The organism is Exiguobacterium sp. s22 (assembly GCF_018617455.1).
Classification (GTDB): Bacteria; Bacillota; Bacilli; order Exiguobacteriales; family Exiguobacteriaceae; genus Exiguobacterium.
Window position 1 is genome coordinate 327450 of record NZ_JACSKD010000001.1, and the last position, 23754, is coordinate 351203.

Genomic DNA, 23754 nt, shown 5'->3' on the forward strand with positions numbered 1-23754 from the left:
CATGCCCGCCTTTTTTGCTATGCTTATACAAAAGGAGGATGAGTTATGGTACGAAATTTATATGGGGTGTTACTATTCGGGGCAGGAATTTTACATTTTGTAAGAAAGAAGGCGTTCATGTCGATTATTCCGAAATCTTGGCCGTTCCGCCGACTGATGGTGCAACTAAGCGGAGTCGTTGAAGTCGTGTTCGGGGCGATGCTCTTACTCAACAAGGGAACATCGTTCGTGAAACGGACGCTACCGGCATTCTTTATCGCCGTCTTCCCGGCAAATATCAACATGGCCGTCAAGCCATCTAGAATCGGTGGGAAGGTCATTCCGAAATGGATTACATGGGGACGACTCCCGCTTCAATGGGTTTTGATCAAAGGTGTCCAAAAAATATAAAGGTGTGGAGATACATATGACAAGCGTACTCAAGTGGTTTGAGCATTTCCATGCTCATCCAGAAATCAGTTGGAAAGAAGTCGAGACGACTCGAACAATCGCATCCATCTTATCAGACTGGTCGATTCCCCATCGAACGTTTGAGGACGTGACCGGAGTAATCGCGGAGATTGGATCGGGAGAAGAAGTGATTGCGGTCCGCGCCGATATCGACGCGTTATGGCAACAAGTGGACGGTACGTTTCGAGCGAACCATTCATGTGGGCACGACGCGAACATCAGCATGGTACTCGGTGCGCTCGAACAGTTGAAAGACGAAACGTTACAAAAGCGAATTCGTTTCATCTTCCAACCTGCCGAAGAGCAAGGGAATGGTTCGCTCGCCATGATCGAACGAGGGGCGTTAGAGGACGTGACGCAACTATTCGGAATCCATTTACGTCCACAAGAAGAGTTGAAAAGGGGACAATATGCGGCGGCGATTCAACATGGTGCTGCCTTCTTCTTAAAGGGAGAGGTCATTGGGGATGATGCGCATGGTGCGAGACCACATCAAGGACAAAACGCACTCGATGTCATCTTCACGATTCAACACATGCTTAAAAGCATTTACTTGTCACCGTTTGAGCCGCACTCTGTCAAGTTGACGAAGGTACACGCCGGGAGTGACAACATGAACATCATTCCAGGAAATGCGACGTTCTCGATTGACGTCCGTGCCCAACAAAATGAAGAATTGCTCGAACTGCGCAATCGTGTCGAAGACATGTTACTCCAGGTCGGTCAGCTTCATCGTGTGAAACTTGAATGGGAGTGGCAAGACTTTACACCGGGAGCCGTCGTTGGGGAAGAGTCTAGCCAAATCGCCAAGCGAGCGATTGAGAAACGCTTCGGTGAGTCGGCTCTCGTTGAACGGATCGTCACGTCAGGTAGCGATGATTTTCATTTTTATACCGTCGAGAAACCGTCACTTGATGCAACGATGATTGGCATCGGCGCTGATTTAGGTCCAGGTCTTCATCATCCGCATATGACGTTTGACCGTGACGCGTTAGAAGATGGGGCACGCCTGCTCGCGGATGCGCTCCGGATTGCAGCAACATAAATCAAGATGGGTGGGATAGACAGATGTCTGTCCACTCATTTTTTTATTGCATCCACTCCTTGTAAGCGCTATCATAACGTTATTAGCGACAATATAACGACAATTCTGAATTTTCGCTATGGGGGAGGAAGTTAGATGGAAACAACGGGGAACAAGCAAGACATGAAATTAGGGTGGGCACTCTTGCCACTTGGGGTGATGATCGTCGTCATGCTCATCTCGATCGTTAAGCTCGGTCAAGGACCACACATCCCGCTCATCGTCGGGACAGCGGTCGCTTCGCTCGTCGCCTGGCGTCACGGGTTCAAGTGGAAAGAGATTGAAGAGATGATGTATAAAGGGATTCGTCTCGCCCTACCGGCAGTCGTCATCATCATTTTGGTCGGGTTGACGATTGGGGCATGGATCGGTGGAGGAATTGTTGCCACGATGATCTATTTCGGACTGAAGATCATCTCACCGGCATACTTTTTGTTAACGATTTGTCTCATCTGTGCGGTCGTCGCGCTCTCAATCGGGAGTTCATGGTCGACGATGGGGACGATTGGAGTAGCGGGGATGGGCATCGGGCTGAGTATGGGGATACCGGCGCCGATGGTAGCGGGGGCTGTCATCTCAGGAGCTTACTTCGGGGATAAGATGTCGCCTTTGTCAGACACGACAAACTTGGCGGCAGGATTAACTCATACGAATTTATTTGTACATATTCGGCACATGCTCTATACGACAATTCCAGGACTCATCATTGCACTCGGGGTATACGCATGGCTCGGTAGACGATTTGCAGATTCTTCGACAGACTCGTCTGAAATCACACAGACATTGACGATTTTAGAGGACAGTTTTGTCATCTCACCATGGTTACTCCTCGTTCCACTCGCCGTCATTTTACTCGTCGCAAAGAAGGTGCCGGCGATTCCAGCGCTCGTCGTCGGGATTGCACTCGGTTTCTTGGCTCAGGTGTTCATTCAAGGCGGAACGCTTGCAGACAGCGTAGGCGCTCTTCAAAGTGGCTATGTCATTGATACGGGTAATGAACTGGTCGATAACCTCTTCAGCCGAGGTGGTCTTGATGCGATGATGTACACGGTCTCGATGACCATCGTCGCGATGACGTTCGGTGGGATTTTAGAATATTCGGGGATGCTACAATCCATTATGAACCAAATTTTGAAGTTGGCGAAAACGGCAGGTTCGTTGATTGCTTCAACGATTTTAGCGGGGATTGCGACGAATGCGACCTGCTCGGAGCAGTATATCTCAATCGTCGTTCCGTCACGCATGTTTGCTGGGGCTTATGAAAAAATGGGACTGCAGTCGAAAAACTTATCTCGTGCCCTCGAGGATGGAGGGACGTTGACATCCGTGTTTATCCCGTGGAATACGTGTGGGGTCTTCATCCTCGGAACACTCGGGGTCGGGGCGTTCGAATATGCGCCATACGCCGTCTTAAATTTCATCGTACCGGTCATTTCGATTCTCTATGCCTTCACAGGATATACGATTGAACGCATGGCGGTCATCCAACAGGAAGAACCTGTCGTGGAACAAGCAGCTCAATAAAACGATTCCCGGTCGTCAATCGACCGGGAATTGAAATTTATAGACGTTGCGAGGTCGACCTTGGCTGTAACTCATCTCTTCGCCAATCCGATGAACGAGTTTTGCATCAACTAATTTTTTGATGAGTCGCTCTGTCGTACGACGGGTCACGTTTAAATGATTCGTCAACTCTTTCGCTGTAAACTCGAGATGGTCCGTTGAAAAGTGAATGAGCTTTTCGATATTGGTCGGACTCATGCCGGTCTGTTTCATCATGTCATAGACACGCGATTGTGTGACGCGGAAATGAATCGGTGCCGGTTGATTGGTGAACGTCATCCGTTTTGAATCGTCGACGATTCGGATCGTGGCATTACTCGCCGTCTGAAGGGCAAGTTCGGCATGTTCAACGGCGCGTTGATAATCGGACCCATACCCGATCCCTACGTGACCAGGTGAGTCCTCTGACAAAATGAAACCTTTTGACATGGCGGAGTCAATCTTTCCTTTACTCGATAATAGGACGATACCGTCTTGAGTGGACTCCATCAATTTACCTCCGAAATAATGATGTTCTCTTACATGGTTGAGCGTATCTTCACTGGCATCCGAGTAGAAGAGCACGGCGAGTTGTGACTGGTCTGATTTGTTCAATCGAATCTGTTGAATAAAATCATGGAAGTGGTGGAGAATTCTCTCTTCCGGCTCAATCATGAGTTGGCTAGCAAAACCATTTTCCACTAAGTGTCGATGAACTCGCTCGACACTCGTCAAGGCGAATCGAGTCGTCCCATTTCGTTGAAGTTGCTCATGAAACGAAATCAACTCTTCGAAATTCATATACGGACTAAGTTCTTTCACTTGCGGTGGCGACATGTGGCTTGGAAACGATGCTAAAATTGATTCAAGTCGTGACGCATCAACGAGATCGATGGAGAGCTCTTCGATTCGGAGCTGTTGTGTCAATGTTACGTATAAAAGTGACGTCAACAACACGACATCATCTTGAACGACGTGATGGGCAAATGGAAGGGTCGCTTCCTCCGTCGCATACGTATAAGGGAATGAACCGGAGAAGAACACTCCGTCAAAAAATAGGAGTTTCGTAGCGATGTCCTTCGCTTCACGCGGGTCATCATAAGGAAATCCCTCGATTCGAACATCGGGTAAAGAAGAACCGTTCCGTACCTGTAGTATAAACGATGGTGAGCCGACAACGGCGATATGGATGGACATTGAAAATCCCCCTTGCAATTTAGCGACTATATAACGACAATATAGAGGAACAGGCAGTTGAAGTAAAGGAGTGATGAACATGAATATTCAAAAAATAGAAATTTTCTCGGTTCGATTTCCGTTAAAAGTACCATTCATCGTCAGTTATCATCGTTATGATGATATGCCGTCTGTCATCGTCAAAATGACGACTGCATGTGGACTTGTCGGTTATGGGGAAGCCGTGGCGGATGAGCATGTGACGGGTGAGTCCGCTGAGAGCACGGTCAGCGTCCTCCGTCATCTATTGGCTCCGCTCCTAATCGGAAAAAATCCGATGCACTTAGAGCATATTCATGATGAGATGGACCGTGCGATTCGTGGTGTTCCGGCTGCCAAAGCAGCACTCGATATCGCCTGTCATGATGTGATCGGGAAAAAGCTGAATCAACCCATCTACGAATGGATTGGCGGTCGGTACCATGAGTCATTCCCAGTCACGCACGTATTGAGTATTGGTGAACCGGATCAAATGGCTCAAGAGGCTCTTGAACAAATCAATCAAGGTTACACGGCCGTGAAGATGAAGGTCGGAGTAGATGTGCAAACGGATGTGGCGCGTGTCAAGGCGGTACGGGAAGCGGTAGGAAATGACGTGCCGATTCGAGTCGACGTCAATCAAGGGTGGATCAATGCGGCCAATACCGTTCAAGCGATGCGTCTACTCGAACCGTACGGCATCGATTGGGTCGAACAACCGGTCAAGGCGGATGATTTTGAAGGCATGCTCGAAGTGAAACAAAAAATCTCCGTTCCCCTCATGATGGATGAAGGGCTGAAAGACATTCACGATATGAGACGTTTGACGATGATGCAAGCAGCCCATAAAGCGAACATCAAGCTCATGAAATGTGGTGGCATCTATCCGGCGAAAAAGTTGGTCCATATGGCGGAAATGTCCGGAATCGAATGCCAGATCGGTTCCATGGTCGAATCCTCTATTGCATCGAGTGCAGGATTCCACGTCGCTTTCTCGAGTAAAATCGTGAAGACGGTCGAGTTGACGGGTCCGCTCCGATTCGGGAAAGATGTCGGAAACTTATTATATGATTTACCAATCATCTCACTGAATAATCGTCCGGGACTCGGTATTGACGTCGATGAGGACGTGTTGCGTGAATTGACGACGGATTCTTACGTGATTGGAGAAGAATCGCATGTGGAAAGGTGAGATCAAAGACCTTTCCCTTCATGTTTGTGTTCTAGGCTTGTCCGATTTACCGGAACTGTTGTCCGTCCAAGATGCGGTCATTCAGTCATTGGCTGAACCAGAACATTATCAATCGCTATCCATCGAGGAGTTCACGAAACTATTGAATGACCAGACATTGATTGGGGCAAGATCAGAAGGTCGGATCATCGCGTTTCGAGCGATGCTCATCCCACCGATCGATGCGGAACATCTAGGGCGGGATATCGGTTGGCCGGAGGATTCGCTTGAACGTGTCCTGTATCAGGAAGTGACGAACGTCCATCCAGACTTCCGTGGATATGGACTACAGACACATTTAGGCAAACTGTTGATGGCACAAGTGGAATCGGATGATCGATTCGATGTCGTCTGCGCTACCGTCGCACCGTTCAATATTCCAAGCATGAAAGACAAGTTTACGCTCGGACTCCGAATCGGGGCGTTGAAAGAAAAGTATGGCGGGAAACTCCGCTATATTTTTTACAAAAAGATGCATCGCTCGTGGCATCCCACATCAGTTGTGCAAGATGTACCGATGGAAGATCGTGGGCGACAAGTTGAGTTGCTCCAAACTGGTTGGATCGGGACGGGCATGATGAAACAAGGGGAACAGTGGATTGTTCGATATGAGAAGTAAAAAATCCTCGTCAAGCTGACGAGGATTTTGATTATTCGAGAACGAAGAGTACATCATTCGCGAATTTCTCATACGTACGGTCACTCGGGTGGAACTGATCGGTCGCAAGGTCTCTTGATAGGTCAGAAATGTAGGCGAACGGGTCGATTACATCGATATTCTGCGCATTCGCCAATTGTTTTGCGGATGCGTTCCAATCGAGGATGAGTTGATTGAATGCTTGTCCATTCTCATCATTTTGAAACGGATTGTATAGACCGATATACACAATGGTTGCCGAATCGTTGAGTGAGCGAATTTCAGTGAAAATCGTTTCCAAATTCGTCTTCGCATCCGTGACCACCTGTTGAATATCAACGGATTCGAAGTTATCGACGTTTTCCCCACGGTTGAACAAATCGTTTCCACCGATGGTCAACGTGATATATCGTGCGTTCTCAATCGTACGGCGCACTTCAGGTTGCTCAAGTTGAGCGAGTAGGTCCTCTGTCCGGGCTCCGGAAACGGCAAGGTTTTGTGTACGGATGGATTCATCTTCTAAGCCTTCACTGACAGGTTGAACATAACCCGCACCTGATGTTGACCCCACACCGCGTGTCAACGAATCGCCTAATGCGACGTAGACGTTTCCTTCTGGTTCGGGACGTTCATCTTCGGAGACGGAAATTGTTCGCTCCGGAGGATTGACGATATCCTGATAACCGATCCATAGACCGTATAAGGCGATTCCCGTCAAGAGAACGGCGCCAGTTAAAAATGCATACCACTTCGACTGTTTCATGGGCTGACCTCGCTTTCTATATAGACATCATATCAAAAATGAATGGATGTGCCCTATGTGAATGTTCGAATAGGACAGATTCGCTTTTGTCCGATAGAATAAAGAAAGAGGTGAGACAATGGAACCGACGTTAAAGCTACATGAACTGACAAAAGTGATTGGGAAAAAGACGATTATCGATAATATTTCGTTAGACGTCTATCCAGGCGAGGTATTCGGTTTTTTAGGACCGAACGGTGCCGGGAAGACGACAACGATTCGAATGATTGTTGGCTTGATCAAACCGACGAAAGGAAATGTATCCATTTGTGGATATCGGGTCGACAAACAATTTGTCCAAGCGATGAATCAAATCGGAGCCATCGTCGAAAATCCAGAACTGTATAAATTTTTATCCGGACGTGAGAACTTAGAAGCTTTCGCAAGGATGCTACCGGGTGTTGATGATAAGCGAATCCAGGAAGTCATCGACCTCGTCGATTTGACCGCTCGAATTGATGATAAAGTGAAGACATACTCCCTCGGGATGCGCCAGCGACTCGGTATTGCCCAAGCGTTATTAAACAATCCGCGTGTCCTTATATTAGATGAGCCGACGAACGGGCTCGATCCGATGGGGATTCGGGATTTACGACTTTTCATCCGTCGTCTCGTAGAAGAAACGGGACTGAGTGTTCTCGTGTCGAGTCACATCCTGGCCGAGATTGAGCTGTTAGCAGACCGAGTCGCCATCATGTCGCGAGGCAAGATTGTCAAAGTAGGAACGGTCCATGCCTTAATCGAAGAACTTGCGTCAACGGTCGACTTACATGTGACGAATAGCTTCGAAGTATTGCCGATTGTGCAAGGATATGAAGGGATCGACCAAGCGGACGTGGTGGATGAACGAACGATTCGTATTTCCATGAACGTGGAAGAGACGGCGAAGTTGAATCGCTATTTAATGGAAAGAGACGTCGAGGTGTTTGGACTTGAGCGCCGTGTCCAAACGTTAGAGGATCTCTTCATCACATTGACAGGCGGTGATCACATTGCCTAACCCATCAATGCTCGGACTCATTCGAAATGAAGTGCTCAAGATTCATCGGAAACGTCGATTGATGGTCGTGTCCATCATCCTGATTGTCCTCGTGTCGATGTTCACATACGCGAACTATCGACAAATCGAAAAGCAACGTGAAGAGCAAGGGACGATTGATTGGCGCGTGGATCTTCAACAAGAAATCATTGATACACAAAACCGACTCGCATCTGAAAATGTTCAGGATGAGTTTCGACAAATCCTAGAGTTTCGAGTTCAGCAGAATCAATATTATCTGGATAATGACATTAACCCGAATTATCCGGGTGCCCCGACGTTTATGCGCGTCTTCTTCTCACAAGGGACAACGCTTGTCTTACCGCTCTTTATCATTGTATTGATGGCAGATATCGTGAGCGGAGAACATAATGACGGGACGATCAAGACGTTGTTATCACGACCGGTCCGACGATATAAAATTTTGCTCGCCAAATGGTTGACGACGCTCCTCTATACATCGATCTTAATATTTGTGACCGCCGTCGTTAGTTACGCCATATCCGGCATCGTGCTTGGGTGGGATGGTTGGACAGCCCCGATTTTGACCGGTTTCCAAGCATCCGCGACAGGAACATTCTCCACAGATTTCGTCCATATTCTTCCGATGTGGAAGTATCTGCTTATGTCGATGGGGCTATCATGGCTCGTCGTTGCCGCAGTCGGTACGATTTCACTCATGATTTCCGTTTTGGTGAAGAATACGGCGACTGGTATCGGGATTATGATGGCCGTCCTCATCTCTGGGCCACTTTTGACATCGCTCGGCTCAAATTGGGATAGCTCGAAATACCTGGTCAACGTCAATTTCGGTCTTCATACCTATTTAGAAGGACAGGCACCTCCCATCGAGGGAATGACGTTGCCGTTTTCGCTCCTTGTCATTCTTATATGGTCCATCGCCGCCTTGGCGTATGCGTTTTATCACTTTACTCAAAAAGATGTCTATTAACAGATCGTGCTCCTTTCCTGAAGGAGCACGATTTTTTTGTAGAAAACAAAGGATTATTTATAAATTATGGTTCTAAATACTCAATATTGTGAATTGTCAAAATAATTAAAAAGTTGGATACACGGTTTATGGGATACTGTGTAAAGTAAGAATCATCACAAAGGAGGGAAACACATGAAAAAAGTTGTATCAACATCATTAATCGCAGGCGTCTTACTCGTACCACAATTGGTAGGGGCGGCAGAATTGAAGTCAGGCACTCTGACGAAACCATCAGAAAGTGCACCGACAACAATCGTTAAAGAGTACGTGAAGTCAAAAGGTGAGTTCAAAACGATTGAGTCGAAGTCAGACAAAGTCGGGAAAGTGGTTAAACTCCAACAGACAGTTGATGGCGTGCCAGTATTCGGTGGTGTGGTCGTCGGTGTCGTTGATGAAGCAGGTCAATTAAAAACTGTCGTTGATGATGCGAAATCGGTCAAGAACCTACATAAGTCGATCAAGTTAACTGAAAAGAAAGCCATCGCGAGTTACAAAAAGCTTGTCGGTCATAAAGGGGCCTACGAGCTCGAACCGGAAGCAGAATTGATTGTCTATCCAAAAGGTGACAAGTCGGTCTATGCATATCAAGTGACGGGAACCATTTTAGATGCTGAAAAACCATCACGTTGGACTTACTTCATTGATGCAGGAACGGGAGAAGTACTCAACAAGTTTGATCAACTAGCTCACGCGAGACCGACGAACGGCGTGACGGGTACTACGTACACAGGTACAGGAATCGATGTACTTGGTTACAGTCAGACGTTCAAAACTACGAAGAGTGGTTCTTACTATTACCTTCAAGATTCAACGCGAGGTAAGGGAATCTATACGTACGATGCAAGAAACCGTACTTCACTCCCTGGCTCACTTTGGGCTGATTTGGATAACGTCTTGAATACAACGTATGACCGTGCGGCAGTTTCAGCACACGTTAACGCTGCAAAAACGTATGACTTCTACAAAAACAACTTCGGACGTAACAGTTATGACAACGCAGGCGCTGCTTTGAATTCATCTGTTCACTATAGCCGTAGCTACAACAACGCATTCTGGGATGGAAGCAAGATGGTGTATGGTGATGGCGACGGTTCGACATTCACATACCTCTCAGGAGCACTCGATGTTGTTGCTCACGAATTGACACATGCCGTGACAGAATATACAGCAGGCTTGATCTATCAGAACGAGTCGGGAGCGATCAACGAAGCGGTATCGGATATCTTAGGTACGGTTGCTGAATACAATGTTGGTACAAACTTCGACTGGTTGGTAGGGGAAGATATTTACACACCTGGTGTAGCGGGCGACGGTCTTCGTTCGATGTCGAATCCGGCTGCATACGGTGACCCTGATCACTACTCAAAACGTTACACAGGGACGCAAGATAACGGCGGGGTTCACATCAACTCAGGTATCGTCAACAAAGCGGCATACCTCTTAGGTAATGGTGGATCACACTACGGCGTATCGGTACAAGGTGTAGGAGTCATGGCGATGGGGGATATCTACTACCGTGCCCTCAATGTTTACTTGACACCAACATCTAACTTCTCAAGCCTTCGTCAAGCGGTCGTGCAATCTGCGAAAGACCTTTACGGTTCAACAAGCGCACAAGCGGTATCAGCTGCGAAATCATTTGACGCTGTCGGAATCTACTAAGTTCTCAACATCTCTTCCGAAATTTTCGGAAGGGATTTTCTTATGCAGTTTTTGGGTAAATCAAGGTTGAACGTCGAGCGAAAAGGAGAACGAGTATGAACACGAAGGATTTTATTGTGTCACCGAACAGCAAGATTCAATTAGATGATTATCAGACGTCTGTTCCAGACAAACCGGGGGATGACACCTTGACGAATGAACTCATTCCGAACAGTGTGGAGCGATTGAAAGAGCTGCATTGGCGATTGTATGCCGAGAGTAAGACAGGGATTATCGTCGTCTTGCAGGCGCTTGATGCGGGTGGGAAAGACGAAGCGATCAGCTATATCTTTTCAAATTTGAACGCCCAAGGACTAAAGACGAATGCGTTTCAAAAACCTTCAGATACAGAGAAGAAGCACGACTATCTGTGGCGAATGCACGACTTGTTACCGGAGAGAGGTCAGGTCGGAATATTGAACCGATCCCATTACGAGGAAGTCATTGCGCCTCGTGTCCATGATTTGTTGGGGGACGAAGTACTTCCAGAGGAAATGGACCAGGAAGAGGTCTGGGGGATGCGTTATCGTCAAATCAACGATTATGAACGCTACTTACAGGAAAACGGATTCAAAGTCATCAAATTCTTTTTCAATGTTTCAAAAGATAAGCAACGCGATCGTTTGCTCGAACGACTGAAAGATCCAAAGATGAATTGGGAATTCTCCTTTAGTGATGTCGAAGAACGACAGCATTGGCAAAAGTATCAAGAAATCTTTGCCGAGATGTTGTCGCACACTTCCACGGACGTATCACCATGGTATGTGTTGCCGGCAGATGATGAGTGGTACAGTCGTTATATTATTTCATCTGTCATGATTGATGTCCTCGAGCGAATCAATCCGCAATATCCGACTTTTACGGATGAAGAGCAAGAACGCATCGATGAGGCGATTCAAACGCTTGAAAATGAATAGTGGATGACGTTCTCGTGAACAATCAAAAATCCCCTTGCACTGAAAGCGAATTCAAGCTAAAGTGATACAGTAGATTAGAGGTCAGACATCTGTACAAAGGGGTAATGAGTGTGGGTAACATAAGTTTATTATTTGGTGGCGTCGCGCTATTTTTAAATAGTCTCGTCCTTCTCGGGAAGGTTGATATGAAGAGTGCAGGATTTTTTAGTTTGTTTACTGGACTTTTACAAACGTTTATCGCCACATGGTTATTGATTGGGGCAAGTCCTGAAGAGCAGTTCGGTTTTGCGAGCATCTATCTGTTTGCGTTCACTTATTTATATGTCGGTGTGACGTTTATTTTGAACTTAGACGGCCGGGGCGTCGGCTGGTTCTCGCTATTCGTGTCGATTGCAGCCGCTTTTTACGGGGTGATGGCAGTCGCTGTAGCTGATCCGATGGGTGCGTTGACATGGTTCTTCTGGTCACTTTTATGGGGACTGTTCTTTTTTGGAATGGGACTCGGGAGACCGAACGAGGCCATCACAGCACGTGTCGCTCTCGTATTGTCGTGGTTGACGTTGATTGTCCCGGCGATGGTTGGGATGGCTGGACTGATGAACGGGTGGTATGACATGATCTGGTGGGCAGCGAGCGGTACGGCAATCCTGTACTTCATTGTTTCTGTTAAACGTACGAAACAACCAGTGGAAATTGCTTCATGATAATTGAAAAATGACAAGAGGTCATTGTGTGCGATTGAATCACTCACGATGACTTATATACGGTCACTACAACATGCGCACTCCTTCTTGAGTATGCATTTTTACAGTTATTTTGTGTCTAAAATGTGAAAAGTGGGAATGTGATAGCTAAAGGAGGCGAAAGCAGATGAGTGATGGTCTCGTGTTGTTACTCGGATTACTTTTATGTGGTTGGATGCTGTTTGCCATCGTGTTTGATGATAGAATAAAAAGAAGAATTTGATGACCCGTCTCATGAGGAGACGGGTTTTTAATTGAGGAGTGAGATGTATGAAAAAAACACCTGTCGTCGTCATCGTCGGTCCGACCGCTGTCGGCAAAACGAAGACGGGCATCGAACTAGCGAAAGCGTTCGACGGCGAGATTGTCTCGGGTGATTCGGTTCAAGTGTATCGTGGCATGGACATCGGTTCAGCAAAAGTGACGAAAGAAGAGGCTGAAGGAATCCCTCATCATCTGATTGATATTTGTGATCCGGATGATGCCATGAGCGTTGCGATGTTTCAACAATTGGCGCGTGCCGCCATCGATGATATTTATGCCCGTGGCAAGTTACCGATTATCGTCGGTGGGACGGGTTTATATATTCGCTCTATCTTATATGACTATGAATTTGTGGAGCGACCCGTCGATGAAGCGTTGCGGGCTGATCTCGAACGGTTGGCAGAAGTGGAAGGGCGTGAGGCGCTACACCAACGATTGGTTCAACTTGACCCAGAACGTGCGGCTACGATTCATCCGAATAATGTGCGTCGCGTCGTGCGGGCGCTCGAAGTAGCGATGCAAGGTGATACCCAGACGACGGACAGTGCGCCATCTGAACATTATGATTATCGATTGTTCGTCCTTCATGCGAATCGTGAGATCTTATACGACCGAATCAACCAGCGCGTCGATGCGATGATGGAAGCAGGACTTGTCGAAGAAGTCGAACGACTTTTGGCACACGGATATCGTGATACAAAGGCGATGCGAGCCATCGGCTATAAGGAAATGATTCCATACATCGACGGAAACATCTCGAAAGAGAAAGCGACAGAGTTGCTCAAACAGCATACAAGGCAGTTCGCGAAACGGCAATTAACTTGGTTCCGTCATCAATTTGATGGAATTTGGGTCGATATGGGTCGAAAATCATTTGAACTATCATATAAATATATTTATGATGATGTAGAGGGGTTTTTTCGAAAATTCCGATTATTTTAAAGAGATAAAGACTAGGGGGAATCCAGCATGAAAGCGAGCTACAACATCCAAGACCATTTTTTGAATCAACTTCGAAAAGAAATGGTGCCAACGACCGTATTTTTGGTGAGCGGGTTTCAAATTCGAGGTGTCATCAAGTCATTTGATAACTTTACCGTCATCGTCGAGTCGGAAGGTCGTCAACAATTGATCTATAAACATGCGATTTCGACATTCTCTCCGGCACGTAACGTGACGCTATATGAGCCGGATGCAGTTGAAGTAACAGAAGGATGAGCATAAGAAAAGGAGCGGCCCGGGGACCGCTCCTTTTCTTATGCTGTTTTTGTCGTTCCCGGTTGTTTGATAGCCTCAAGGACGCGCTGAATGGCACATCCCCCGAGGAGTGAATCCATTTGGTCACAAATCTGAGTCGGTGTCGAACGGTGTAACAATGTATATGTTCGCTTCCAAGCGCGTTCTGCCGATTGGATTCGGACGAGAAGGTCGGCGTGACTCAGTTCTTTCAACTTATCAATATTGAGTCGGTTCGTTCGAGCGAACGCAGACAAGATGACTGCTTTCGCTAGCGGTGTCTGAAGTGGGTAACCAGAAAGCTCAAGCGCCGCCATGGCCCCTTTCATCTCATGTTCGACAATTTTGTCGAGTGATGCATCTTTAGCATATGGATTACCGGAAAGATGCGTGAGTGACAGTTCTAAGTCCTGCATGCCCACCGGACAAGTTGACGCTTGTAGAATATGTTCAATGGATTGTTGCTCTTGTGCATAACGTGTCGCTTCCCCCGAGGCGATGAAACGCTCATACGTGTCGATTAATGAAATCATTATCGTTTCCCCCTTTATTGAACTATCTTTATCGTATCAATAATCGTAAGCGCTTTCAATATAATGATTGGAAAATCGAGACCCTACTAGAAAGTATGTTCGCCTAATGGTCGGAAACACGATACAATGTCAGAAGATGCGAGGAGGGAATGATTATGAACTATTATCAACAAATTGATCCGGTCATCGGTTCGACGACGGACTATGATCGATTTCAAATACCACGAATCGAAAAATCAACGGACCGTTTAGACCAGTTACCGGACGGGGCATCTGTTCAAACGAAGGCACTCGTCAGCACTGTCGAGTTGAAAGAAGGGAAGAGCGGTGCGAAGTGGCTACAATTAAGTGTCACGACGGCGAACGGGATGATGCGTGCCAAGCATTGGCTCCGTGGTAATGAAGATGAGCTACTTCCGATCTATGAGTCGGGTGTCATCGAGTTGTCCGGGAAAATCGACGTCTATCCAAAACCGGATGGCGCCAAATCGATTACGATTGATCGCGTCCACCCCATCTCGAAAGATGAAGCGATCTCATTATTACCAGGTTTACCAGGGGATGAGACGATGGAACAGTTTGCGGATGAATTGTTCAGTATACTTGATACGTTGTCACCGGCAGCTCAACAGGTTGCGTTTGGACTACTTGAACTGGTCTGGGATGATTTCGTTTTGTCGCCCGCGGCACTTTACCATCATCACAACTATGCGGGAGGTCTATTAAAGCATACCGTATGCATGCTTCGTCTCGGCTACAGGATTCAAGAGCAAGATGACTATTTGGCGATGGTGTTCCGTGTAATCAAAGAAGCGGAGCAGTTGCACAAAGTCGACCTTTGGAATACGATGAACGGTGTTAAAATCGAACAGGCATTTAAAGGAACGTTTGAATCACTGTATGCCGCCTGTGAAGCGATGGCCGAACAGAAAGAGCCACTGAATTGGGATGAACTTGCACTTGGAATCCTTTTCCATGACATCGGGAAAATATATGAATACAGTCATCTGTTATCTAGTCCGAATCGTTTTGAGAAGTTATCTCCCGTACAAGGCACAAGTGAAACGACTGGCATCTCCATCAACCCGATTGGGAAATTGATCGGGCATATGCCATATGGTGGGCTATTGTTTGAAGAAGCGTTACGCCAGAAGTCGATTCAATTACCGCTAGATGTTCATCATCGTATCTGGCACATGATTTTATCACATCATGGGAAACGTGAATGGGGTTCAAGTGTCCTGCCGATGACGACGGAGGCTTGGATGCTCCATTTGATCGATTTATTAGATGCGCGTTATGAGAAATGGGCTCGCGCGCACGAAGACTTGTAAGAAAAGGGTGATATCATGATTCCCGTACAATTAGTGACAGGGTTTTTAGGAGCAGGCAAGACGACGTATATGAACCGCTTACTCGCGGCGACGGATGAAAAAATCTGTTTAATCGTCAACGAACTCGGCGCGATAAATATCGATGAACAATTGATTGTCAAGATGGATCAAGAGCAAATCGAACTCTCAAACGGTTGTATTTGCTGTTCCATCCAAAATGACTTGAGCAAGACGTTCTATCAACTCGCAGCAAAGAAAGAAACATTCGATCGGGTCATCATCGAGACGACCGGTGTCGCTGATCCCGCACCGATCATTCAAACGATTTACTATGACGACTATTTGCGACAACATTTTAAAATGAATGCTATCTTGACGGTCGTGGATGCCAGTCAAATGGACCGTGAACTGTTCAAAGAAGGCATTCATCAAATCGCTTATGCCGATCTCATCTTGTTAAATAAAACCGATCTAGTATCGACGAAGGAACTCAATCAGGCACGCCGCCGAATCGAACAGCTCAATCCGACGGTGAAGATTGTAGAGACGATCCAAACAGAAGGTGATTACGAACTCCTCGAGAATACGTTCCAATTGTCACGCATCGATGAACAGAAGTTGAGTCAACTGACCGAGATGAGTGAATCGGTCTCCTCCCTTCGTGCCATTACGTTGAGTGCCGAACGTCCGTTGTCTCGGGAGCGTGTGACCCGTTACGTTCGTGAAGTATTGATGCACTATGAGGATGCGATGTATCGGATGAAGGCGATTGTCCGCTTACAGGATGAGGATCGCAAGTTTGTCATTCAAGCGACGAATCAGTTGATGGGCGCGACATTTGCGAATGAGATGCACGAAGGGGACCGTTCCGTGTTTGTATGGATTGGGAAGGAATTAGACCAAGAGGCATTAGCACGGGGATTAAAAGCATGTGAGGTGGAGCGAGATGAAGCTTATTCTAGTTGACGGATTCAATTTGTTATCCCGTTATTATTTTGCGACGGAGCGAAGACGGGCACAAGATCCGGAAGTGACAGTGAAAGGATTACTCCGGAAAGTGGATTCCTGGACGACAGACTTTTCCCATATCGCTTTCTTTTGGGACGGGACACGAGAGTCTACCCACCGTTATGCGATATATCCTGAATATAAAGCAACGCGTAATGGACTCCCGGAACCGCTGTTCGACGACTATTTGAAATTGAGAGCCGCTTTGGATGAACGAGGCATCTTACAATCCGAGTTGACGGGATATGAAGCGGATGATTTGATGGGCGCCGTCGCGACAGCGTTCCCGGGTGAATCATATCTCTATTCCTCGGACCGTGATTTACTTCAGTTATTGTCTCCGAACGTGTTTCAAATCATGCCGAAAAAAGGTGAGGAACAGCTCGTCAATGAAGCTTCTTTTGAATTGATGTATGGCGTGAAACCACATCAGTTTGTCGACGTGAAGGCATTGCAGGGAGATTCTTCGGATAACATCCCAGGGGTACGTGGCATCGGTCCGAAGACGGCGACGATTTTGATTCAGCATTACGATACGATTGAAACGCTTTATGTGCATGTTCAAAATGAAACACTTGAAGCGCCTCATCAAAAATATGCCAAAAAACTGGACGGTCATGAAGAGATCGCGCTTTTATCGAAACGACTGTCACAGATTGATATCCATGCACCTGTCAACACGGATTGGGAGGCATACCGGTTTGGTTCACATCTATTTTGACGCGGCCACCAATCAGACGACTGGAGAGAATGGCATCGGCGTGTGGATCAAGTCGTCCGACGGTACCGTATCGACGTTTAAACGTCGCATGCAAGGATTGACGAGCGTTCATGCGGAATTGGCTGCATGTGCTTATGCGCTGGAGCAAGCGCATGTATTGGAAGGCGAAACCTCATTCATGTTGTATTCCGACGCCGAAGTGATTGTTCGCGCACTAGAGCAACGTTTCATGAAAGATGCTTCAGCGAAACCAATGTTTCTGAAAGCGCTGATCGCCTACGATGAATTGCCGACCGTGTTCTTAAAGTGGATCCCACGAGCGGAGAATCGGGCAGACGTGATTGCACGTGACGCATTGAATAGTACGAATTAAGCGACCGAGATCATTCTTGGTCGCTTTTTTGACGGAGTCATTTCTTTTTAGATGGTTTTTCGCTAAAATGAAAGCGTAGTCAACTATAGAGGGGGAATCATACAATGGATTATCGGATCGAACGGGACACAATGGGGGAAATCAAAGTTCCAGCGACAGCGAAATGGGGAGCACAAACGCAACGTAGTCTCGAAAACTTTAAAATTGGAGCGGAGAAGATGCCGCTTGAAATCGTATACGCATTTGCCATTTTGAAAAAAGGTGCAGCTTTAGCGAACGCTGAACTCGGTGTACTCGAAGAAGAGAAAGCCGCAATCATCGCAGAGGTGGCAGATGAGATTTTAGCAGGGCAACATGACGCGGAGTTCCCGCTTGTCGTCTGGCAGACAGGGTCGGGCACGCAGTCAAACATGAACGTCAACGAAGTCATCGCACATCTTGCGAATGAGAAATTACAGGCACGCGGTGCGTCAATCACGATTCACCCGAATGATGACGTCAATAAATCACAAAGCTCGAACGATACGTATCCAACGGCGATGCACATCGCAGCCATCCTTTCCGTACAAGATGATGTCCTTCCAGCAATCGACTCGCTGTACGGAACGCTTTCACAAAAAGCGGAAGCGTATATGGATATCGTTAAAATTGGTCGGACGCACCTTCAAGATGCGACGCCGGTCACACTCGGTCAAGAAATCAGTGGGTGGGTCCGGATGCTTGAATTGTCAAAACAGATGATCGAGCGCACGATTGAACCGCTCACAGAGCTTGCTCTTGGAGGAACGGCCGTCGGAACAGGAATCAACGCACACCCTGAGTTCGGCGAAGCCGTAGCGAAGAAAATCTCAGAAGAGACGGGTAAATCGTTTGTGACAGCCGTCAACAAGTTCCACGCTCTCACGAGTCACGATCAACTCGTCTTCACGCATGGTGCGTTAAAAGCACTAGCGATGGACGCGATGAAGATTGCGAACGATGTGCGTTGGTTGGCTTCTGGACCACGTGCAGGAATCGGAGAGATTACGATTCCAGAGAATGAACCAGGAAGTTCAATCATGCCGGGTAAAGTCAACCCGACTCAAAGTGAGGCGCTCACGATGGTTGCCGCACAAGTACTCGGAAATGATGCGACGATCGGTTTCGGGGCGAGTCAAGGGAACTTTGAATTGAATGTCTTCAAACCGGTCATCATGTATAATTTCCTTCAGACTTGTCGTCTATTGACGGACAGCTTACATTCATTCAATGATCATTGTGCTGTCGGAATTGAGCCGAACCATGAAGTGATCTCACGTAACGTGGAACAGTCACTCATGCTCGTCACGGCACTTAACCCGCATATCGGATACGAGAATGCGGCAAAAATTGCTAAAACGGCACATAAAAATGGCACTTCTTTAAAAGAAGCGGCATTGGAAACTGGTTTATTAACGGAAGAACAATTTGATCAATGGATTCGCCCAGAAGAGATGACGTCACCGAACTTAAAAGTGAAAAAATAACACAAAGCGGTCGCAAGACCGCTTTTACTATGTCTTTTTTAGGACGTAGGTCCTAGTGATATGTAAAACAATAGAAAATAAATAAGGAAATAGTTGTATTTCATCTTGAGAAGTCGCATAATCGAAACATAAGAGAATTCGGGGAGTACGAACATAGGGGGGACGAAGATGGAGCAAGGTCAACTCACTGAGCGTATACATATGATTTTGAAAAAGATATCGGAGTCGAGACAAATTCCAAAAAGCGATATCGAGTTTCTACTCGATTGGATGAAGAAGGAAGTTCGGCAGCGACGGTTGATGCATTTGTTAGAAATCTTTAGTCGTGTCGAGTCTGACGCGAAGGAGTTACCAAGCGTCCTCACACAAGCGGAAGCTTTGACCTTGATCTCTCCTGTGAAACGTTATATCCATACTGTCTTGGGGATTGAACAAGAGGATGAAGATCTCGTCCTCATCTTATCCGCAAGCTTTTCCACATTTAGTCGTTACAAGTCTCGCGTTGAGAAGCTCGGGGCACGACCGGTATTTTTGCAGACCCTTGAAGAAGCCGTCGAATACGATTATGAAGATGTGCCGAAAGCCATTGTTATGGACGTGGAATTATGGCCACAATTCAAAGAACGAGATATCCAATCGTTCGTAAGCAAGATGAGAAAGCTTTATGTGCCTCTGATTGTAATCGGAACGAACGAGCATTATCGTCTTGCTGCGTATTCTTACGGGTTCGACGATTATTGGGAATCGTGGGTGCCGATGGAGGAACGTTTGGTGCGTCTTGGGCTACATATTGAAAAATCTCGCCTCGTATCAAAAGCGTTACTCGTGGATGAATTAACGGGTGCTTTCAACCGTAAGTATTTAAAGGCGACCTTTTCTCGGTTCATTTCGAGATTGGAGCGGTCTGGTGAGAGTTTTGCTGTCGCACTGCTTGATATCGATCACTTCAAACAATTGAACGATACGTTCGGTCACTCGTATGGGGATGACGTACTTCATCGTGTATCTGAAGAAATCCGTCATGCCATTCGTTCAAGTGATGAGCTCATCCGATACGGTGGCGAAGAATTTTTAATCCTCTTAAACGTCTCAGACCGTGCCATTGTCGAATCGGTGCTCGAGCGAGTTCGAACACGCATTGAAGAGATGGAGTTTCCATACGAGCACCAGGTGACGGTGTCGATTGGATACACACGTGTCTGTCAGACAGGCTATACACTTGGTGAATGGTGTGCCTATGCGGATGAGGCGCTATATAAAGCGAAACGAGATGGACGAAATCGTGTCGTTCGATACACGTCTGCTGTTCGTGAGGAGAAGCGGATCGCCTATGTGACGATGTCTGCCAATACCTATACATCGCTCGCTGATCGACTGCCGAAAGAGCACCGTCGCTATGAAGTCGTATACCGTCCTTACGAGGCGTATTCTTGTAATGACAATATCGAGATGTTCGTTTTGGACGATGCACGAGCACAAGAAGCGAGAGGGACGTTGTCTGCTGTGAAAGAGCAACGAGGCAAATACAGCCACATTCTTGCTGTATCGAAACGAACGGCGTCTGAACTTGAAGCGATCTATGACGATTATGCGGACGGAGGACAGGACGAAGTCATTACGAAAAAAATTGAACAATGGCTAGAAAAATTGCCAGACTAAAAAACAGACATCATGATTCGATGTCTGTTTTGTCGTATTGTTTGAATGAAAAGGCATATGCGTGTGTTTCGTCTTGCGGGTGGTCGGTTGTATTCGTAACCGTCCATTTCCCGGTTCGTTCGGGATAATACGTATCGGCCACGAACGATGCGGCGACTTCCGTTGCATAGATTCGGCTCGTCATCGGCATCGTCTGTTCATATAACGTGGCGCCACCGATGACAAACCATTCTTCCTGTTGACTCATTTCGACGAGACGGTCTAAATCATGCCACACCTCGACTTGATCGGCTGAAAAGGAAGCATCAGATGTGACGACGATATTACGTCGGTTCGGCAACGCTTTACCGATGGACTCAAACGTCTTTCTTCCCATCACGACCGTTCCGCCAGACGTGATGGCCTTAAAGTGTTTCAAGTCATCTGGCAAGCGCCATAATAAATCATTATCTTTTCCGATTTCGCGATTCTGCCCATAGGCGACGACGTGTGAAATCATACGCTCACTTCTCCTTTAATGTGCGGATGCGGGTCATAGCCTAGAATTTCAAAGTCTTCAAAACGGAAAGATTCGATTGAAGGGACGTCTCGAACGATGTTGAGTTGTGGCAACGGACGTGGTTCACGCGACAACTGAAGTTCTACTTGCTCAAGATGGTTGTGGTAGATATGTGCGTCACCAAGGGTATGCACAAAGTCGCCGACTTCAAGTCCGGTCACGTGCGCCACCATGTGTGTGAGTAATGCATATGAAGCTATATTGAACGGTACTCCTAAAAACGTATCTGCGCTTCGTTGATACAATTGACACGAGAGTTTCCCGTCGGCGACATAGAATTGGAACAATAGATGACATGGCGGGAGGGCCATCTCGTCAAGCTGTCCTGGGTTCCATGCCGACACGATCAATCGTCTCGAATCTGGATTCGTCTTGATTTGTTCAATCACTTGAGCCAACTGATCGACAGAAGAACCGTCCGGGCGTGGGAAAGAACGCCACTGTGAACCGTATACCGGACCAAGATTACCTTCCTCGTCTGCCCATTCATTCCAAATGCGGACCCCGTTTTCTTGGAGGTATCGAACGTTCGTCTCTCCTGAGATGAACCATAATAGTTCGTGAATGATGGAACGAGTATGTAATTTTTTCGTTGTGATGAGGGGGAACCCTTCTTGCAGATTGAAACGCATTTGGTAACCAAATACACTCGTTGTCCCGGTTCCAGTCCGGTCTTCCTTTACGACACCTTGGTCGAGGATGTGTCGACATAAGTCATGATATTGCTTCATAGGTGATGTGCCTCCTTCTCATTCTTCTACCACTAAAGGTATCAATTGTAGGGAGGAAACACAAGATATAGTAGTGAGAATCATCCTTAATCAATATCCTGGAAAAACAATTGTCATTCTTCGTTTTCGCGACTGTCGCTTTCGGGTATAATGGGGAATGAATAAAAGGAGGGGTTTGATGAAATTACAAGGGAAGAAAGTCCTTCAACTTGTCAGTAATGACTTCGAGGATTTAGAGCTTTGGTACCCGGTGCATCGCCTTCGTGAAGAGGGAGCACACGTGATCCTCGCTGGGGAGAAGGCAGATCACACATATATCGGTAAATACGGTGTGCCCGCAAAATCTGACGTGGCGTTTGATGATGTCGACATCACATCGTTCGATGCGATTCTCGTGCCTGGCGGTTGGTCACCTGACTTATTGCGCCGTTTCGAGTCGGTGAAGGGATTCGTCCGTTATATGGATGAACAAAAAAGACCAATCGGTCAAATCTGCCACGCCGGTTGGGTATTGATTTCGGCGAACATTCTAGATGGGGTGAACGTGACGAGCACGCCGGGAATCAAAGATGACATGGAAAATGCGGGAGCGATTTGGCATGATGAGCCGGTCGTCGTCGATGGTCATATCGTCTCAAGTCGTCGCCCGCCAGACTTACCAGATTATATGCGTGCGTTCATCGACGTGTTCGCAAAACAGTAACTGAACCATAAAGGAGCTATTCAACGTTGAACTTAAAATCGAATCCATTACTTCGTAAATCAATGCAGTCCACAGCTTACAGTGCCGAACCGATGACGAAAGCAGGAACATGGTCTAAAGTGTTCACCTTGCTGTTACTCGTGACAGCGGCAGCCGGTACGACATGGCTTGTCGTCCCGACAATCGGAGAAGGGCTATTGTTCCCGCTCATGATCGGGTCACTCATTCTCGGCTTTATCTTTGCGTTGCTTATCACGTTTAAACCGAATACAGCACCGGTCGTCGCACCACTATACGGGATTATCGAGGGGGTCTTTGTCGGCTCGATTTCGTATTTCTTTGAAGCGATGGTCCCTGGTATTGTGGGACGCGCCGTATTGACGACGTTTGTCGTCGCCTTTGCGATGTGGTTTGTCTATACGACAGGGCTCGTCAAAGTGACACAGAAGTTTAAAGCTGGTGTCATGGCAGCCATGTTCACAGTCATGTTGTTATACCTCGTGCAACTCGTGATGAGTTTGTTCGGCTCAGGCTTGGCATTTATGACTGGTTCAAGCCCACTTGCGATCGGTGTTCAATTTGTGATTGTCATCGTCGCTTCACTCGCTCTCGTCTTAGATTTTGACTTCATCGCAAGTCAGGTCGAAGCGCGGGCTCCGAAACAGTTGGAATGGGTCGCGGCATTCGGATTAATCGTCACGCTCGTCTGGTTGTATATTGAATTGTTAGATTTACTTTATCGTCTAGCGATGAGAGAATAAGAATCAATCATC

25 protein-coding genes are annotated in these 23754 nt (G+C 47.0%); 20 read left to right on the forward strand and 5 right to left on the reverse strand.

Going from position 1 to position 23754, the window contains the following annotated elements:
• The first annotated feature begins 45 nt into the window (after window positions 1–45).
• From KNO94_RS01730 to nhaC, 3 genes are all read left to right on the forward strand, one after another.
• Entirely contained in the window at window positions 46–390 is a 345-nt protein-coding gene (locus KNO94_RS01730) for a DoxX family protein (protein ID WP_214777035.1), read from the forward strand.
• Window positions 391–406: 16 nt separating this feature from the next.
• The gene (locus KNO94_RS01735) at window positions 407–1495 is read left to right on the forward strand and encodes an amidohydrolase (protein WP_078146806.1); all 1089 of its coding nucleotides are present in this window, start codon (window positions 407–409) and stop codon (window positions 1493–1495) included.
• Between the two features lie 162 nt (window positions 1496–1657).
• Window positions 1658–3058: a Na+/H+ antiporter NhaC gene (gene nhaC, locus KNO94_RS01740; protein ID WP_483299165.1), complete on the forward strand. Its 1401-nt coding sequence runs from the start codon at window positions 1658–1660 to the stop codon at window positions 3056–3058.
• A 15-nt stretch (window positions 3059–3073) separates the two neighbouring features.
• Here nhaC and KNO94_RS01745 read toward each other — a convergent pair whose 3' ends face one another.
• Window positions 3074–4273 carry a hypothetical protein gene (locus tag KNO94_RS01745; protein ID WP_214777040.1) on the reverse strand — a complete coding sequence of 400 codons (1200 nt, stop codon included), beginning with the start codon at window positions 4271–4273 and terminating at the stop codon, window positions 3074–3076.
• A 79-nt stretch (window positions 4274–4352) separates the two neighbouring features.
• On the opposite strand from KNO94_RS01745, the gene KNO94_RS01750 reads away from it, so the two are divergent.
• Both KNO94_RS01750 and KNO94_RS01755 read left to right on the forward strand, forming a co-directional pair.
• The gene (locus KNO94_RS01750) at window positions 4353–5483 is read left to right on the forward strand and encodes a mandelate racemase/muconate lactonizing enzyme family protein (protein ID WP_214777042.1); all 1131 of its coding nucleotides are present in this window, start codon (window positions 4353–4355) and stop codon (window positions 5481–5483) included.
• Window positions 5470–6141 (forward strand): hypothetical protein, encoded by a 672-nt coding sequence (locus tag KNO94_RS01755; protein ID WP_214777044.1) that lies wholly within the window; start codon window positions 5470–5472, stop codon window positions 6139–6141. The genes KNO94_RS01750 and KNO94_RS01755 overlap by 14 nt, the downstream gene beginning before the upstream one ends.
• A 31-nt stretch (window positions 6142–6172) precedes the next feature.
• On the opposite strand, the gene KNO94_RS01760 is transcribed toward KNO94_RS01755, so the two are convergent.
• Window positions 6173–6922 carry a GDSL-type esterase/lipase family protein gene (locus KNO94_RS01760; RefSeq protein WP_214777046.1) on the reverse strand — a complete coding sequence of 250 codons (750 nt, stop codon included), beginning with the start codon at window positions 6920–6922 and terminating at the stop codon, window positions 6173–6175.
• A 118-nt stretch (window positions 6923–7040) separates the two neighbouring features.
• Between KNO94_RS01760 and KNO94_RS01765 the strand changes: the two genes are divergently transcribed.
• The 7 genes from KNO94_RS01765 (at window position 7041) to hfq (ending at window position 13837) form a co-directional block, all read left to right on the forward strand.
• Window positions 7041–7961: an ABC transporter ATP-binding protein gene (locus tag KNO94_RS01765; protein WP_214740432.1), complete on the forward strand. Its 921-nt coding sequence runs from the start codon at window positions 7041–7043 to the stop codon at window positions 7959–7961.
• A complete protein-coding gene (locus KNO94_RS01770; protein WP_251125757.1) occupies window positions 7954–8952 on the forward strand; it encodes an ABC transporter permease in 999 nt (332 codons plus the stop codon). The genes KNO94_RS01765 and KNO94_RS01770 overlap by 8 nt, the downstream gene beginning before the upstream one ends.
• 174 nt (window positions 8953–9126) lie before the next feature.
• Window positions 9127–10656, forward strand: coding sequence for a M4 family metallopeptidase (locus KNO94_RS01775; RefSeq protein ID WP_214777048.1), 1530 nt, complete (start codon window positions 9127–9129; stop codon window positions 10654–10656).
• A gap of 95 nt (window positions 10657–10751) precedes the next feature.
• Window positions 10752–11612 carry a PPK2 family polyphosphate kinase gene (locus KNO94_RS01780; protein WP_214777050.1) on the forward strand — a complete coding sequence of 287 codons (861 nt, stop codon included), beginning with the start codon at window positions 10752–10754 and terminating at the stop codon, window positions 11610–11612.
• Window positions 11613–11716: 104 nt separating this feature from the next.
• The gene (locus KNO94_RS01785) at window positions 11717–12316 is read left to right on the forward strand and encodes an AmiS/UreI family transporter (RefSeq protein ID WP_251125758.1); all 600 of its coding nucleotides are present in this window, start codon (window positions 11717–11719) and stop codon (window positions 12314–12316) included.
• A gap of 309 nt (window positions 12317–12625) precedes the next feature.
• Window positions 12626–13561, forward strand: coding sequence for a tRNA (adenosine(37)-N6)-dimethylallyltransferase MiaA (gene miaA, locus KNO94_RS01790; protein WP_214777054.1), 936 nt, complete (start codon window positions 12626–12628; stop codon window positions 13559–13561).
• A 27-nt stretch (window positions 13562–13588) separates the two neighbouring features.
• Window positions 13589–13837 (forward strand): RNA chaperone Hfq, encoded by a 249-nt coding sequence (gene hfq, locus KNO94_RS01795; protein ID WP_012726185.1) that lies wholly within the window; start codon window positions 13589–13591, stop codon window positions 13835–13837.
• A 38-nt stretch (window positions 13838–13875) separates the two neighbouring features.
• Here hfq and KNO94_RS01800 read toward each other — a convergent pair whose 3' ends face one another.
• Window positions 13876–14388: a hypothetical protein gene (locus KNO94_RS01800; protein WP_214777056.1), complete on the reverse strand. Its 513-nt coding sequence runs from the start codon at window positions 14386–14388 to the stop codon at window positions 13876–13878.
• 155 nt (window positions 14389–14543) lie between these two features.
• On the opposite strand from KNO94_RS01800, the gene KNO94_RS01805 reads away from it, so the two are divergent.
• From KNO94_RS01805 to KNO94_RS01830, 6 genes are all read left to right on the forward strand, one after another.
• Entirely contained in the window at window positions 14544–15722 is a 1179-nt protein-coding gene (locus tag KNO94_RS01805) for an HD domain-containing protein (protein WP_214777058.1), read from the forward strand.
• Between the two features lie 15 nt (window positions 15723–15737).
• Window positions 15738–16688 (forward strand): CobW family GTP-binding protein, encoded by a 951-nt coding sequence (locus KNO94_RS01810; RefSeq protein WP_214777063.1) that lies wholly within the window; start codon window positions 15738–15740, stop codon window positions 16686–16688.
• Window positions 16669–17451 carry a 5'-3' exonuclease gene (locus tag KNO94_RS01815; protein ID WP_214777065.1) on the forward strand — a complete coding sequence of 261 codons (783 nt, stop codon included), beginning with the start codon at window positions 16669–16671 and terminating at the stop codon, window positions 17449–17451. The genes KNO94_RS01810 and KNO94_RS01815 overlap by 20 nt, the downstream gene beginning before the upstream one ends.
• The gene (locus tag KNO94_RS01820; protein ID WP_214777067.1) at window positions 17432–17824 is read left to right on the forward strand and encodes a reverse transcriptase-like protein; all 393 of its coding nucleotides are present in this window, start codon (window positions 17432–17434) and stop codon (window positions 17822–17824) included. Before KNO94_RS01815 ends, KNO94_RS01820 begins: the two co-directional genes overlap by 20 nt.
• A gap of 104 nt (window positions 17825–17928) precedes the next feature.
• Window positions 17929–19329 (forward strand): class II fumarate hydratase, encoded by a 1401-nt coding sequence (gene fumC / locus KNO94_RS01825; protein WP_214777069.1) that lies wholly within the window; start codon window positions 17929–17931, stop codon window positions 19327–19329.
• 168 nt (window positions 19330–19497) lie between these two features.
• The gene (locus KNO94_RS01830; protein WP_214777071.1) at window positions 19498–20988 is read left to right on the forward strand and encodes a GGDEF domain-containing protein; all 1491 of its coding nucleotides are present in this window, start codon (window positions 19498–19500) and stop codon (window positions 20986–20988) included.
• A 10-nt stretch (window positions 20989–20998) separates the two neighbouring features.
• Here the strand turns inward: KNO94_RS01830 and KNO94_RS01835 are convergent, their stop codons facing one another.
• Window positions 20999–21487 (reverse strand): dihydrofolate reductase, encoded by a 489-nt coding sequence (locus KNO94_RS01835; protein WP_214777073.1) that lies wholly within the window; start codon window positions 21485–21487, stop codon window positions 20999–21001.
• Complete coding sequence (locus tag KNO94_RS01840; protein ID WP_214740460.1) at window positions 21484–22278, reverse strand: thymidylate synthase; 795 nt, start codon at window positions 22276–22278, stop codon at window positions 21484–21486. The genes KNO94_RS01835 and KNO94_RS01840 overlap by 4 nt, the downstream gene beginning before the upstream one ends.
• A gap of 178 nt (window positions 22279–22456) precedes the next feature.
• Between KNO94_RS01840 and KNO94_RS01845 the strand changes: the two genes are divergently transcribed.
• Together KNO94_RS01845 and KNO94_RS01850 are read left to right on the forward strand one after the other, a co-directional pair.
• The gene (locus KNO94_RS01845; protein ID WP_214740462.1) at window positions 22457–22981 is read left to right on the forward strand and encodes a type 1 glutamine amidotransferase domain-containing protein; all 525 of its coding nucleotides are present in this window, start codon (window positions 22457–22459) and stop codon (window positions 22979–22981) included.
• A gap of 26 nt (window positions 22982–23007) precedes the next feature.
• A complete protein-coding gene (locus tag KNO94_RS01850; protein WP_012726196.1) occupies window positions 23008–23742 on the forward strand; it encodes a Bax inhibitor-1/YccA family protein in 735 nt (244 codons plus the stop codon).
• Window positions 23743–23754: the final 12 nt, after the last annotated feature.